General features: G+C 71.0%; 12 protein-coding genes. 8 read left to right on the top strand and 4 right to left on the bottom strand.

From position 1 onward, the window contains the following. Window positions 1–32 precede the first annotated feature (32 nt). Together ASC77_RS02545 and ASC77_RS02540 are read left to right on the top strand one after the other, a co-directional pair. Entirely contained in the window at window positions 33–2,105 is a 2,073-nt protein-coding gene (locus ASC77_RS02545; protein ID WP_056148485.1) for an APC family permease, read from the top strand. Next, window positions 2,102–3,235, top strand: coding sequence for a class I SAM-dependent RNA methyltransferase (locus tag ASC77_RS02540; protein ID WP_056148483.1), 1,134 nt, complete (start codon window positions 2,102–2,104; stop codon window positions 3,233–3,235). Before ASC77_RS02545 ends, ASC77_RS02540 begins: the two co-directional genes overlap by 4 nt. Before the next feature lie 12 nt (window positions 3,236–3,247). On the opposite strand, the gene ASC77_RS27095 is transcribed toward ASC77_RS02540, so the two are convergent. The 3 genes from ASC77_RS27095 to ASC77_RS02525 form a co-directional block, all read right to left on the bottom strand. Beyond that, complete coding sequence (locus ASC77_RS27095; RefSeq protein ID WP_056148481.1) at window positions 3,248–3,784, bottom strand: VanZ family protein; 537 nt, start codon at window positions 3,782–3,784, stop codon at window positions 3,248–3,250. A gap of 152 nt (window positions 3,785–3,936) precedes the next feature. Then, window positions 3,937–4,590, bottom strand: coding sequence for a hypothetical protein (locus tag ASC77_RS27090; protein ID WP_056148479.1), 654 nt, complete (start codon window positions 4,588–4,590; stop codon window positions 3,937–3,939). Window positions 4,591–4,607: 17 nt separating this feature from the next. Further along, on the bottom strand, window positions 4,608–5,723 hold the full coding sequence (locus ASC77_RS02525; RefSeq protein ID WP_056148476.1) for an SGNH/GDSL hydrolase family protein: 1,116 nt from the start codon (window positions 5,721–5,723) through the stop codon (window positions 4,608–4,610). A 140-nt stretch (window positions 5,724–5,863) separates the two neighbouring features. Between ASC77_RS02525 and ASC77_RS02520 the strand changes: the two genes are divergently transcribed. The 6 genes from ASC77_RS02520 (at window position 5,864) to ASC77_RS02495 (ending at window position 12,535) form a co-directional block, all read left to right on the top strand. After that, window positions 5,864–6,694 (top strand): SDR family oxidoreductase, encoded by an 831-nt coding sequence (locus ASC77_RS02520; protein ID WP_056148474.1) that lies wholly within the window; start codon window positions 5,864–5,866, stop codon window positions 6,692–6,694. Window positions 6,695–6,862: 168 nt separating this feature from the next. Further along, window positions 6,863–9,712 carry an aconitate hydratase gene (locus ASC77_RS02515; protein ID WP_056148471.1) on the top strand — a complete coding sequence of 950 codons (2,850 nt, stop codon included), beginning with the start codon at window positions 6,863–6,865 and terminating at the stop codon, window positions 9,710–9,712. Between the two features lie 412 nt (window positions 9,713–10,124). Next, window positions 10,125–11,093: a hypothetical protein gene (locus ASC77_RS02510; RefSeq protein WP_056148470.1), complete on the top strand. Its 969-nt coding sequence runs from the start codon at window positions 10,125–10,127 to the stop codon at window positions 11,091–11,093. Continuing rightward, the gene (locus ASC77_RS02505; protein ID WP_056148467.1) at window positions 11,080–11,556 is read left to right on the top strand and encodes a SigE family RNA polymerase sigma factor; all 477 of its coding nucleotides are present in this window, start codon (window positions 11,080–11,082) and stop codon (window positions 11,554–11,556) included. Before ASC77_RS02510 ends, ASC77_RS02505 begins: the two co-directional genes overlap by 14 nt. Further along, a complete protein-coding gene (locus ASC77_RS02500) occupies window positions 11,553–11,852 on the top strand; it encodes an MTH1187 family thiamine-binding protein (RefSeq protein WP_056148464.1) in 300 nt (99 codons plus the stop codon). The genes ASC77_RS02505 and ASC77_RS02500 overlap by 4 nt, the downstream gene beginning before the upstream one ends. Further along, window positions 11,852–12,535 carry a DUF3105 domain-containing protein gene (locus ASC77_RS02495; RefSeq protein WP_056148461.1) on the top strand — a complete coding sequence of 228 codons (684 nt, stop codon included), beginning with the start codon at window positions 11,852–11,854 and terminating at the stop codon, window positions 12,533–12,535. The genes ASC77_RS02500 and ASC77_RS02495 overlap by 1 nt, the downstream gene beginning before the upstream one ends. Window positions 12,536–12,538: 3 nt before the next feature. Here the strand turns inward: ASC77_RS02495 and ASC77_RS02490 are convergent, their stop codons facing one another. Beyond that, window positions 12,539–13,327, bottom strand: coding sequence for a GNAT family N-acetyltransferase (locus ASC77_RS02490; RefSeq protein WP_056148459.1), 789 nt, complete (start codon window positions 13,325–13,327; stop codon window positions 12,539–12,541). Window positions 13,328–13,340 lie beyond the last annotated feature (13 nt).

Below are 13,340 nucleotides of genomic sequence, written 5' to 3'. Positions count from 1 at the left end.
GGTCGGTACGGCGCGGATGCCCCCCGCGTCACATGGTGGGTCTAGCCTTTCGGCTCGTGAGTATCGGCGACGTGTCGAAGCGGGTGCTGCTCGGCCGCAAGCTGCGCAGCTCGCAGCTGGGCGAGACCCTGCTGCCCAAGCGCATCGCCCTGCCCGTCTTCGCGAGCGACGCGCTGTCGTCCGTCGCGTACGCGCCCGACGAGATCTTCATCATGCTCTCCCTGGCCGGGGCCTCGGCCTACGTCTGGTCGTGGAAGATCGGCATCGCCGTCGCGGTCGTCATGACCGCGGTGGTCGCGTCCTACCGCCAGACCGTGCACGCCTACCCCAGCGGTGGCGGCGACTACGAGGTCGCGACGGTCAACCTGGGCTCGAAGGCCGGTACGACGGTCGCCAGCGCCCTCCTGGTCGACTACGTGCTCACCGTGGCGGTGTCGATCTCGTCGGGCGCGCAGTACGCCGCGTCCGCGGTCGGGCCGCTCAACGGGCACGAGGCGAACTTCGCGACGGCGCTCGTGATCGTCCTGGCGGCGCTCAACCTCCGTGGCATCCGGGAGTCGGGGACGTTCTTCGCGATCCCGACGTACCTCTTCATGGTCGCGATCCTCGGCATGTGCGCCTACGGCCTGGTCGAGCTCGCGCAGGGCACCCTGCCCCAGGTGGAGAGCGCCGAGCTCGACATGACCGCGGCGCCCGGCTACGGCGACTCGATGACGACGTTCGCCCTCATCTTCCTGCTCGCCCGAGCCTTCTCCTCGGGGTGTGCCGCGCTGACCGGTGTCGAGGCGATCTCCAACGGGGTCCCGGCGTTCCGCCGTCCGAAGAGCAAGAACGCCGCGACCACGCTCCTGCTGCTGGGCCTGATCGCCATCTCGATGATGCTGAGCGTCATCGTGCTGGCGAAGCAGATGGGCCTGCAGTTCGTCGACCCGTCCGACTTCGACCGGCTGACCCTGAACGGGGAGCCGCTGCCGGCGAACTACGACCAGCACACCGCCATCTCGCAGATCGCCGACGCGATCTTCGCCGACTTCCGGCCCGGCTTCTACCTGGTCGTGACGGTCACCGGCGTGATCCTGGTGCTCGCCGCCAACACGGCGTTCAACGGCTTCCCGGTGCTCGGCTCGATCCTGGCGAAGGACGGCTACGCGCCGCGGGCGCTCGGCTCGCGCGGCGACCGGCTCGCCTACAGCAACGGCATCCTCTTCCTCGCGATCATGGCGATCATCCTGATCCAGGTCTTCAACGCCGAGCCGACCCGGCTGATCCAGCTCTACATCGTTGGCGTGTTCGTGTCCTTCAACCTGAGCCAGCTCGGGATGATCCGGCACTGGACCCGGCACCTGAAGACCGAGCGGGACGCCGGCGAACGGCGCCGGATGTACCGCTCGCGGACCATCAACGCGGTCGGTCTCACCTTCACGGCGGTCGTCCTGGTGATCGTGCTGATCACGAAGTTCTTCGCGGGCGCCTGGATCACGATCCTCGCGATGATCGTGTTCTACCTGCTGATGCGCGGCATCCACAGCCACTACGAGAGCGTCAACGAGGAGCTGGAGGCCGACGACGAGGACAAGATGATGCCCTCGCGCGTGCACGCCATCGTCCTGGTGTCCAAGCTCCACAAGCCGACGCTGCGCGCCCTCGCGTTCGCGAAGGCGACCCGGCCCAACGTCCTCGAGGGCGTCTACGTCTCGGTCGACGCCGAGGCGACCAACCGGCTCCTCGAGGAGTGGGACGAGCGCAACATCGACGTGCCGCTCAAGGTCCTGCACTCGCCGTACCGCGAGCTGGTCCGGCCGATCGTCGACTACGCCCTGGAGATCCGGAAGGCCAACCCACGCGGCGTGGTCGCGGTCTACATCCCGGAGTACGTCGTCGGCCGGTGGTGGGAGCAGCTGCTGCACAACCAGACGGCGCTCCGCCTCAAGGGCCGGCTGCTCTTCGCGCCCGGCGTGATGGTCACCTCGGTGCCCTACCAGCTGCGGTCGTCCGAGATCGTGCGCGAGCGCGAGGAGCGCGAGGGCGCCTGGGTGCGGCCGACCGAGCTGCGGATGGGCAACGTCCCGAGTCGGTCGAAGAACGACCGCCAGATCCCGAAATGACGCCCCGTCAGCGGCCGGGTCAGCGCCGCGGCCGCCAGCGGCCGCGGGCCAGGCAGCCGAAGGGTTCCTCGCGCGTCGGTGCGCGGTTCGAGGCGGTCGTCGGTCCCGTCGCGCACGGTGGGCACTGCGTCGTACGCCTGGACCCGCCGGAGGCGCGCGTGGTCTTCGTGCGGCACGCGATCCCGGGCGAGCGGGTCGTCCTCGAGATCACCGAGGGCACCGACGGCGACCGGTTCTGGCGCGGCGACGCCGTCGAGGTGCTGGAGCCCTCCCCGGACCGGGTGACCCCGCCCTGCCCGTACGCCGGACCCGGCCTCTGCGGGGGCTGCGACTTCCAGCACGTCGCGCTGCCCGCCCAGCGCGCGCTCAAGACGGCGGTCGTGCGCGAGCAGCTGTCCCGGCTGGCCGGCCTGACCTGGGACGGCGAGGTCGAGGCGGTGCCTGGCGACCAGGACGGCCTGCACTGGCGCACCCGACAGCGCTACGTCGAGCTGCCGGACGGCGGCCGGGCCATGCGGAAGCACCGTTCGCACGAGCTGGTGCCCGTCGACACGTGCCTGCTCGAGGCGCCGACGGCGTCGGACCACACCGCGCTCGGCCGCCACTTCGCGGTCGCCGACGAGGGCTTCTGGCAGGTGCACCCGGGCGCGCCCGACGTGCTGGTGACGACGGTGATGGAGATGCTCGCGCCGCGACCGGGGGAGCGCTGCCTCGACCTGTACGCCGGCGTCGGGCTCTTCAGCGCGTTCCTGCTCGCGGCCGTGGGGGACCGCGGCCGGGTGGTCGCGGTCGAGGGCGACCGGACCGCGTCGGCGCTGTCGACGGACAACTGCCCCGGCCTCGAGGTCACCGCCGGCGACGTCGGCGAGGTCCTCACCTCGTCGTACGACGAGCCGTTCGACCTGGTCGTGCTGGACCCGCCCCGCGAGGGTGCGCGCCGGGCCGTCGTCGAGCAGGTCGTCGACCGGGCGCCGCGCGCGATCGCGTACGTCGCCTGCGACCCGGCCGCGCTGGCCCGCGACCTCGCGACCTTCGCCGAGCACGGCTACGTGCTGAAGGCGTTGCGCGGCTTCGACCTCTTCCCGATGACGCACCACGTCGAGTGCGTGGCGCTGCTGGAGAAGAGCTGAGGAGCTCGCTCGTCAGGCCCAGCGGAACCGGTCGACCACCCGCTCCGCGCGCGGCACCCGTACCAGGGCCGCGAGCAGACCCGACCCGACCGCAGCGCCGACGACGTTGAAGAGCAGGTCGTTGACGTCCGCCACGTGGCCGCCGCCCAGGAGGCCCGCGGTCAGCCACTGCGTGAGCTCGATGCCGAGGCTGAGCAGCGCCGCCACCGCGAGCACGCGCCACCACGGCCAGCCGGGAAGCGCGAGCGCCAGGAGCACACCGAGCGGGACGAACACGCAGACGTTCATCACGGCGTCGCCCACCTCGTAGCCCGCGATCGGCGTGAGTGTGAGGTAGGCGTCCCACGGCGCCTCGTTCGCGGGCTTGTCCAGGTAGATGGGGAAGACCGTGTTCGCGACGACGCCGGCGACGTACACGCAGAGTGCCACGGCCACCGCTGCTCGAGGCACGGAGAGCAGACCGCGCCGCACCAGGTGCCACACGAGGACCGCCAGGACGAGCGCAGCGAGCGGGACCACCACCGGAAGGACCGGGACCTCAGCGAACAACGGGTGCGACTCCCTCTCTCGAGACGGCCGCCGAACGCATCCGCCGAGATCCGATGCTCGCCCAGGGACGGACCCGTGCACCTCGTCCGCAGGTACCGGACCGCCAGCCGCAGGTACCGGAGTCGCTGGGCGCAGCTGGAAGCCCTGGGACGTCAGTGACCGGCGATCGCGGTGATCATCTCCGCCAGCTCGGCGTGGGTGGGCAGATCGGTGGCGCCGTACGCGATGAGCACCGTCACCCGCGCCCCGTCGCGCCAGGCGACGTAGTCGCGCTGCTGTACGACGCCGTCGCGCTCCACCTCGGCGTGCACCGCGCCGAAGTCCTCGCCGACGCTGGGAAGGTCCGCGATCGTGGAGACGGTCAGCTCGGTGCCCTCGGTCGTCCAGGTGGTGCAGGTCGCCGCAGCCTCCGCCCACGCAGCCATCCGCTCCGCCGACGCGGACTCGTCGGAGGAGACGAAGGAGTGCTGGATGACGAACGGGCCGGCAAAGTCCGCGGTGAAGCGCTGGGTGGCGAAGCTGCTCAGCGCGGGAGGTTCGAGGACGACGCCGCACATCTCGGGGACGCCGAGGGTCTGCTCGCCGGTCGCATACCGCCACCCAGCCGGTAGCCGGCTTTCGTCGAGGATGGCGTCGGCCGCCTCGCCTCCGCTCACCGCGTCCTCCGTCGGCTCCGTCGTCGGGGTCGGGGGCGTTCCCGTCGGGCTCGCAGCCGGCGCCGGATCCGTGCCCGTGGTGCTGCCGGCGTCGCCGCAGGCTGCGCTCGCGAGCAGCACGGTCAGCAGCACGGCGGCCCCCTTCGTCATCGTCCTCATCCTGCTGCTCATGGTCCCTCATCGATCTGCTGGTTCACAGCGTCGCGGATCGCGTCCTGCCCGGCCTGGGTGGGGTGGAAGCTGGACGGGTTGGGTCCGGTGTTCCCCCAGTCCCAGTGCAGCGACAGGTCGTGGATCCACGGGGCGTCGGTGCCGATCTCGTGGCCCGCATACGCGTCGCGGATATCCACGAACTCGATCCCGGCATCTGCCTGGGCGATCGAGTCGCGGATCGCTTGGTCGGCCATGTCGCTCATGTTGTTGAGGAAGCGCCGCTCAGCCGCGGTGATCGGCGACGACAGGGACAGGCTGTGGTTGCCGTCGACGTCGAACAGGTGCGGATAGCCGACCACGATGACCCGGGCGTCCGGGCCTGCCCGCTCGCGCATGTCGCGATACATGTCGACCAGCTGGCCGGCCTCGACGGCGATCCGCTGCCGTAGCTCGGCGAGGTACCTGTCATTCGCGCAGCCGTGGAACACGCAGTGGCTCAGCACGTCGGCGAACCCGAAGTCGTTGCCGCCCATGCTGATGGTGATCAGCGAGGTGTCCTGGGTGATCAGGTCGCGTTGTGCCTGCTCACCCGCGTTCGTCTGGTTCGGGCCGAAGTAGTCCTCGACGACGCCGCCGGAGCAGGCACCGAAGCTGAACCCTCCGGCGAAGTCCCCGCCGTTGTAGACCTGTTGGCCGTAGGCGTTGCCGCTGCGGTGGCACCTGTTGGTGTCCACGTCGGTACCGGGCTGGTAGTCGTCGGCACCCTCGCCGGACGAGTAGGAGTCGCCGAGTGCGACGTAGTCACCCGACTCGGCGATCCCGCGTGGCGTCAGGGGGTCCGGCGCGTACGTCGAGGTCGTCGCGCTCGGTGCGGTGTCGGGGCCGGTGGGGGAGCCCCCGGTCGGATCGTTGCTGGAGGCGCGCGGTTCTGTCGAGGCCTGGTCGCCACAGTGAGCGCCCGCGGCGAGCGAGCAGTACACCCCATTGACAGCGCCCTGGGCTCGGTCCAGCGTCCCGGGACCGAGCGCCAGCAGCGTGCCGATGAGGGCAGTGATGACAACGCCGAGGCCGATGTACTCGACCGTGCTCTGTCCGTCGTCGCCACGACCCGATCTCTGGCGTTTGAGCATGCTCGGCAGCCTCGCCGAGTTCCCGCCGAAGGGACAGGGCCGCTGGGCCCAGATATGGGCCCAGGTCGCCGGTCCCACGAGCGTTCGACCTGTTCACCGCCCTTGAGTTGGAGCGCGCTCCAGGTCGTACGTTCGAGGACATGACCTCCTCCTCGAAGACCTGGTTCATCACCGGCGCGTCCCGCGGCTTCGGCCGGGAGTGGTCGATCGCCGCCCTGGAGCGCGGTGACCGCGTCGCGGCCACGGCCCGCGACACCACCACCGTCGACGACCTCGTCGAGAAGTACGGCGACCGCCTCCTCCCGCTCCAGCTCGACGTGACCGACCGCGAGGCCGACTTCGCCGCCGTACGGCAGGCGCACGAGCACTTCGGCCGGCTGGACGTCGTCGTCAACAACGCCGGCTACGGCCACTTCGGCTTCGTCGAGGAGCTCACCGAGCAGGAGTTCCGCGACCAGATGGAGACGAACGTCTTCGGCGCCATGTGGGTCACCCAGGCGGCGCTGCCGTTCCTGCGCGAGCAGGGCTCCGGCCACATCCTCCAGGTGTCGTCCATCGGCGGCATCTCCGCCTTCCCGCTGGTCGGGGCCTACCACGCGTCGAAGTGGGCACTGGAGGGCTTCTCGCAGGCGCTCTCGCAGGAGGTCGCGGGCTTCGGCATCCACGTCACCCTGATCGAGCCCGGCGGCTTCGCCACCGACTGGGGCGGGTCGTCCTCGAAGCGCTCCGCGGAGCTCCCGGCGTACGCCGAGCTGCACGAGCAGACCGTCGAGGCCCGCAAGAAGCGCGTCGGCACTCCCGGCGACCCCACCGCCTCCGCCGCCGCCGTCCTCGCGATCGTCGACGCCGACGAGCCGCCGCTGCGCGCCTTCCTCGGCAGCGCCCCCCTCGGCATCGCCAAGGCCGACTACGAGTCGCGCCTCGCGACCTGGGAGAAGTGGCAGCACAACGCGGAGCTTGCCCAGGGGTGAGTCGCGCTCGTCGTTCGTCTCGGCATCGTGTATCTTGATATCAAGAGATATCGCTTCGACGATCCCGCCTCCGGACGGGGACCGAGTTAGGGCAGCCTTCCTTTTGCGGCGCTCGCGTGCGGCGGCAGGATGGTCGGAGCAGCCGAGACGACGACGAGACATCAGGAGATGACTGCTGTGGCCAGTCAGGACAGCTTCGGTGCCAAGAGCACCTTGGACGTGGACGGCAAGTCCTACGAGATCTTCCGCCTCGACGCGGTCGAGGGCGAGGGCCTGGACGTCCAGAGCCTGCCGTTCTCGCTGAAGGTGCTGCTGGAGAACCTGCTCCGCACCGAGGACGGCGCGGACATCACCGCCGATGACATCAAGGCGATCGCCGGCTGGGACGCGGACGCCGACCCCAGCAAGGAGATCCAGTTCACGCCGGCACGCGTGATCATGCAGGACTTCACCGGGGTCCCGTGCGTCGTCGACCTCGCCACCATGCGTGAGGCGATGGCCGACCTCGGCGGCGACCCGTCCAAGATCAACCCGCTCGCGCCCGCCGAGATGGTCATCGACCACTCCGTGATCGCCGACGTCTTCGGCACCCCCGAGGCGTTCGAGCGCAACGTCGAGATCGAGTACGAGCGCAACCGCGAGCGCTACCAGTTCCTGCGGTGGGGCCAGGGCGCCTTCGACGACTTCAAGGTCGTTCCGCCGGGCACCGGCATCGTCCACCAGGTCAACATCGAGCACCTCGCCCGCACGATCTTCACCCGCGAGGTCCCTTCGACAGGCTCAGGACAAGCGGCCGTGACGCAGGCCTACCCCGACACCTGCGTCGGCACCGACTCCCACACCACGATGGTCAACGGCATCGGCGTGGTCGGCTGGGGCGTCGGCGGCATCGAGGCCGAGGCCGCGATGCTCGGCCAGCCCGTGTCGATGCTGATCCCGCGCGTCGTCGGCTTCAAGCTCAACGGCGACCTGCCCGAGGGCTCGACGGCCACCGACCTCGTCCTCACGATCACCGAGATGCTGCGCAAGCACGGCGTCGTCGGCAAGTTCGTCGAGTTCTACGGCCCCGGCGTCTCCGCTCTGCCGCTGGCCAACCGCGCCACGATCGGCAACATGAGCCCGGAGTTCGGCTCGACCATCGCGGTCTTCCCGATCGACGAGGAGACCACGAAGTACCTCGAGCTCACCGGCCGCAGCAAGGAGCAGCTCGCGCTGGTCGAGGCGTACGCCAAGGAGCAGGGGCTCTGGCACGACCCCGACGCCGAGCCGCGCTTCTCCGAGAAGCTCGAGCTCGACCTCGCGACCGTCGTCCCGTCCATCGCCGGCCCGAAGCGCCCCCAGGACCGCGTCGAGCTGGCCGATGCGAAGGCCGGCTTCCGGTCCGCGCTCAAGGACTACGTCGACACCGCAGGTGACGAGAACGGGTACGACGAGGCCGTGGCCGAGTCCTTCCCCGCCTCCGACCCGCCGTCCAACGGCCACGGCGAGGCCGCCCCGGTGCACTTCTCGGCCGCCGCGTCCGCCGACGGCAAGCGCCCGAGCGACCCGGTCGAGGTCACCCTCGAGGACGGCACGAAGTTCACCCTCGACCACGGCGCCGTCACGATCGCGGCGATCACGTCGTGCACCAACACGTCCAACCCGTCGGTGATGATCGGCGCGGCGCTGCTCGCCAAGAAGGCCGTCGAGAAGGGCCTGACCCGCAAGCCGTGGGTCAAGACGACGCTGGCCCCCGGCTCCAAGGTGGTCTCCGACTACTACGAGAAGTCCGGCCTCACGCCGTACCTCGACAAGCTCGGCTTCAACCTGGTCGGCTACGGCTGCACCACCTGCATCGGCAACTCCGGCCCGCTGATCCCCGAGGTCTCGGCCGCCGTCAACGAGAAGGACCTCGCGGTCGTCTCGGTGCTGTCGGGCAACCGCAACTTCGAGGGCCGGATCAACCCGGACGTGAAGATGAACTACCTCGCGTCCCCGCCGCTGGTCGTCGCGTACGCGCTCGCCGGCTCGATGGACCTCGACCTGTTCACGGACCCGCTGGGCCAGGACCAGGACGGCAACGACGTCTTCATGAAGGACATCTGGCCGTCGCCGTCCGAGGTCGAGGAGACCATCCGGCAGGCGATCACGTCCGACATGTTCGACGAGAGCTACCAGGACGTCTTCGCCGGCGACGAGGCGTGGCAGTCGCTGCCCACCCCGGAGGGCAAGACCTTCGAGTGGGACCAGGAGTCGACGTACGTCCGCAAGCCCCCGTACTTCGACGGCATGCCCGAGACCCCCGAGCCGGTCACGGACATCGAGGGCGCCCGGGTGCTGCTCAAGCTGGGTGACTCGGTGACCACCGACCACATCAGCCCGGCCGGTGCGATCAAGAAGGACTCGCCCGCGGGCACGTACCTGGCTGAGCACGGTGTCGAGAACCGCGACTTCAACTCCTACGGCTCGCGGCGCGGCAACCACGAGGTGATGATCCGCGGCACGTTCGCGAACATCCGCCTGCGCAACCAGATCGCTCCCGGCACCGAGGGCGGCTTCACGCGCGACTTCACCCAGGACGACGCGCCCGTCACGACCGTGTTCGAGGCGTCGGAGAACTACATCGCCCAGGGCATCCCGCTCGTCGTGCTGTGCGGCAAGGAGTACGGCTCTGGCTCGTCGCGCGACTGGGCCGCCAAGGGCACCTCGCTGCTCGGCGTCAAGGCGGTCATCGCCGAGTCGTACGAGCGGATCCACCGCTCGAACCTGATCGGCATGGGCGTCATCCCGCTCCAGTTCCCGGAGGGCGAGAACGCCGAGTCGCTGGGCCTGACCGGTGAGGAGACCTTCTCGATCTCCGGCATCACCGAGCTCAACGAGGGCCGGACGCCGAAGACCGTCAAGGTCACGGCAGCCCCCGCTGATGGGCAGAGCGTGTCGTTCGACGCGGTCGTCCGCATCGACACCCCCGGCGAGGCGAACTACTACCGCAACGGCGGCATCATGCAGTACGTCCTGCGCAACCTGCGCAAGGCCTGATCAGCCCCGTACGCCGGCCCGCCAGACCACGTCTGGCGGGCCGGTGTCATTTCAGGACCCCTCCTTCTCCGGCGGTGGTGGCGTGGGTAGTGGTGTGATCACCTCTCGGAGGAACCCATGACGACGCTGCACGACCGCCTGGCCGACCTGGCCGAGGACGCCCCGCCGGGCGGTCCCGCGCCCGACCTGTGGGACCGCGGTCGTCGCTGGCACCGCCGGCGGCGGGCGGGGAACGCGGTCGTCGCGACCGTGGTGGTCGTGCTCCTCGGGGTTCTGGGCACGGTGACCTGGCAGCGGTCCGCCGGCGAGCCCGTGCCGGCCGGTCCCACGGGTGAGGTCCGGCTGCCGAACCGGTTTCTACGAACCGAGTCGATGGCTCCCGACGACGCACGACGAGGGGCCGCTCGGACGCGTGGTGGCGGTCGTCGGGTCCGAGGGCGGCCTGGTCGGGGTGTCGGCGTCGACCGGGGAGTACCGGCGGCTCGACCTGCCGGGCTGGTCGGAGCTCGACGACCCGATGGGCTCGAGCGACATCGCCGTCTCGGCGGACGGGCGCTGGGTCGGCTACTGGTACGTCGACGACGGCCGGGTGCAGGGAGTCGCCGCCTACGACGTCGAGACCGACGAGGTGACCCGACGCGACGTCACCACGGAGTTCGGCCTGTCGCCGAACGGGATGGTCTGGGTGGGGGACCGCCTGTGGTTCTCCGCCTACGCCTTCCTCGACGCCAGCGCGAGCTCGGCGCGCGGTGGGAGCACGACGGTCTGGTCACCGGAGGATGACGAGGCCCAGGACCTCCCGCTCGACCGAAGCCCGTCGTTCGGCAACGAGAGCGCGACCCCGACGAGCGTCGTGGAGCCCAACGGGAACGGCGTCGACCTCTACACCGCGGACGGTGCGCGACCGCGATCGCTGCGCATCGACCGGTCCTTCACCGGCCGGGCGGTCGTCAGCGCGGACGAGCAGCGGCTGGCCGTCGTCCTCGATCCCACGCCCAGCTCCTTCGACGGGTCCAAGCACGGTCTCGTCGTGCTCACACCGGACGGTCACGGGGGCACGGTCGGGCGACGGGTGCCGGGCGTGCGCACCAACGAGGTGCTCGCGTGGCGCGACGACCGTCACCTCGTCGTGTCGACCTACGGGCACGCGGCGTACCAGCTCGTGGACGTCGGCACCGGCCGGACGGCCGACTTCATCACCCCGGGGTCGTCGTGGGTGCCGGGCATGCACCTGGCCGCCGACGGCTGGTCGGCGCCCGTGTACGACGCGCCCGCACCACCGACGCCGATGGATCCCCGGCTCGTCGTGGGAGCCGCGGCCGCGGTCGTCGTCCTCGGTCTCGGCGCGCTCGTGCTCTGGAGGCGACGTGTCCGGGCCTGACTCCTTCGAGGAGTACGTCGCGGCCCGCCGCGGCGCGCTGCTGCGCACGGCGTACCTGCTGACCGGCTCGCACGAGGACGCGGAGGACCTGGTGCAGGTCGCGCTGATCAAGGCGGTGCCGCACTGGGGGCGGATCGCCGACCACCCGGAGCCGTACGTGCGCACGATCCTGGCCCGCGAGAGCGTGAGCCGGTGGCGGCGGCGCCGATGGCGCGAGGTGCACACCGACCGGGTGCCCGACACCGCCGTCACCGAGCCGGTCCACGACCGCCTGGAGCTCCAGCAGGCCCTGGCCAGGCTCGCGCCGCGGCAGCGTGCGGTGATCGTGCTCCGCTACTACGAGGACCTCACCGAGGCCGAGACCGCCCGGGTGCTCGGCATCTCGGTCGGGACCGTGAAGTCCCAGGCCCGCGACGCCCTGGCCCGGCTGCGATTGGAGTCTCTCGATACCGTCTCCCCATGATCGTCGCCATGAGCATCTCGCCCGGCACCGCCGATGAGACCGGGAGCGTCTCCGAGGCGGTGGCCGCCGCGGTGCGCGTCGTCAAGGAGTCCGGGCTGCCCTACGAGCTGAACTCGATGTTCACCAACATCGAGGGGGAGTGGGACGAGGTGATGGCCGTCGTGAAGCAGGCCGTCGACGTCGTCACCGCGGTCTCGCCGCGGGTCGGGCTGGTGCTCAAGGCCGACATCCGGCCCGGCTGGGACGGGCAGCTCACGGCGAAGGTCGAGCGCGTGGAGAGGCTCTTGGAGGGCTGATGTCCGACATCCCGCCACCGCCGTCGTACCCACCCCCGCCGCCGTCGTACCCGCCACCGGGGCAGCCGCCGACCGACGAGCCCACGCTGCTCTCGTCGTCCGGCCCCGAGCCGCAGCGGTCCCGGCGCGGGCCGGTGATCGCGCTCGCCGCCGTCGCAGTGGCGATCGTCGTCGCGCTGGCCGTCGCCGTACCGCTGCTCGTGGACGAGGACGAGCCGGTGCCGAGCGACCTCAGCGCCGTGAAGTCCTACCAGGGGCTGTCGAACGACCACACCCAGGACGACGTCGACTACCCGCAGAGCCCGCCCGTGGGCGGCGAGCACGCCCCGGAGTGGCTGGACTGCGGGACGTACGACGAGCCGGTCCGGGAGGAGAACGCGGTCCACGACCTCGAGCACGGGACGGTCTGGATCAGCTACGACCCCGACCTCGGCGACGACGACGTCGCGACGCTGGCCGACGCGCTGCCGCAGAACGGCATCATGGCGCCGTACCCGGGCCTGACCGCGCCGGTCGTCGTCACCGTGTGGGGCGAGCAGCTGGCGCTGGACGGCGCGGACGACCCGCGGCTCGCGCTCTTCATCCGGACGTACGGCGGTGGGGAGACCGCGCCGGAGCCGATGGCGTCGTGCGCGGGCGGGCTGCAGGACCCCGAGGGCGGCGCGCCCGGGACCGACGTCTGACGATCACACCTGCCGGCGCTCCGCGGTCAGCTGGACCTCGGCGTCGGTGAAGCCGACCGAGCGGTAGATCCGGATCGCGTGGTAGTCCGGGTCGGCCACGGTCACCAGCGTCGTCGCGCCGAGCCGCTGGAAGGCATCGGTGCCGGCGGCGTGCACGAGCGTGCCGGCCACGCCGCGGCCCCGGGCCTCGGGATGGGTCTGCACCTCCTGGAAGCGCGCGACCCGGTCGCCGGCTCGCACGATGCCCATCGTGGCGACCAGCCGGCCGTCGTCGAACGCGCCGTACCAGGCGCTGGCGCCGTGCTCGGTCAGCCGGCGCTCGGCCGCCGCCTTGATCCGGGTGAAGTCGCCGAAGCCGTCAGCCCCGCCGTCGTGGCAGGCGAGGTCGAGGGAGACCCGCTGGGCCCAGTCGGCGTCCCCGGCCAGGGGTCGGACCTGGGTGCTCGTGTTGGGGCGCGGCGGCGGCTGCACGGTCGTCGCGGTCAGCACGGTGGCGGACTCGACGCTGTAGCCCGCGTCGGCGAACGGCGCCAGCTCGCCCGGCTGCCCGTCGGGGGCGTCGATCCCGAACGCACGATGGCCGATCCCCGGCAGCTCGCGCTCGAAGAGCTGCTCGACGAGCCCGAGGTCGCGGCGCAGCGGCGGTCGGCGCAGGAGCAGGAAGTTGCCCCAGCGGTAGCCGGGGTTGTCGGCGGTGCGCACGACGACGTACGTCGGGCGGTGCTCCACGGTGCTGCCCGACAGCGCGAGGATCGCGAGGTCGGTGCGCCAGCCTCGGGACAGGACTTCCATGGGCGGACGGTAG

Origin of the sequence: Nocardioides sp. Root1257, from assembly GCF_001425175.1 — a bacterium.
Taxonomy (GTDB): domain Bacteria; phylum Actinomycetota; class Actinomycetes; order Propionibacteriales; family Nocardioidaceae; genus Nocardioides.
The sequence above is the reverse complement of the archived record's forward strand: the minus strand, read 5'-3'. Positions and strand labels throughout refer to the sequence as shown.

Coding starts and splice junctions, on each gene's coding strand:
- ASC77_RS02540 (WP_056148483.1), top strand. CDS start 2,102: ATGACGCCCCGTCAGCGGCCGGGTCAGCGCCGCGGCCGCCAGCGGCCG.
- ASC77_RS02525 (WP_056148476.1), bottom strand. CDS start 5,723: ATGCTCAAACGCCAGAGATCGGGTCGTGGCGACGACGGACAGAGCACG.
- ASC77_RS02495 (WP_056148461.1), top strand. CDS start 11,852: ATGTCCGACATCCCGCCACCGCCGTCGTACCCACCCCCGCCGCCGTCG.
- ASC77_RS02545 (WP_056148485.1), top strand. CDS start 33: ATGGTGGGTCTAGCCTTTCGGCTCGTGAGTATCGGCGACGTGTCGAAG.
- ASC77_RS02520 (WP_056148474.1), top strand. CDS start 5,864: ATGACCTCCTCCTCGAAGACCTGGTTCATCACCGGCGCGTCCCGCGGC.
- ASC77_RS27090 (WP_056148479.1), bottom strand. CDS start 4,590: ATGACGAAGGGGGCCGCCGTGCTGCTGACCGTGCTGCTCGCGAGCGCA.
- ASC77_RS02515 (WP_056148471.1), top strand. CDS start 6,863: ATGACTGCTGTGGCCAGTCAGGACAGCTTCGGTGCCAAGAGCACCTTG.
- ASC77_RS02490 (WP_056148459.1), bottom strand. CDS start 13,327: ATGGAAGTCCTGTCCCGAGGCTGGCGCACCGACCTCGCGATCCTCGCG.
- ASC77_RS02500 (WP_056148464.1), top strand. CDS start 11,553: ATGATCGTCGCCATGAGCATCTCGCCCGGCACCGCCGATGAGACCGGG.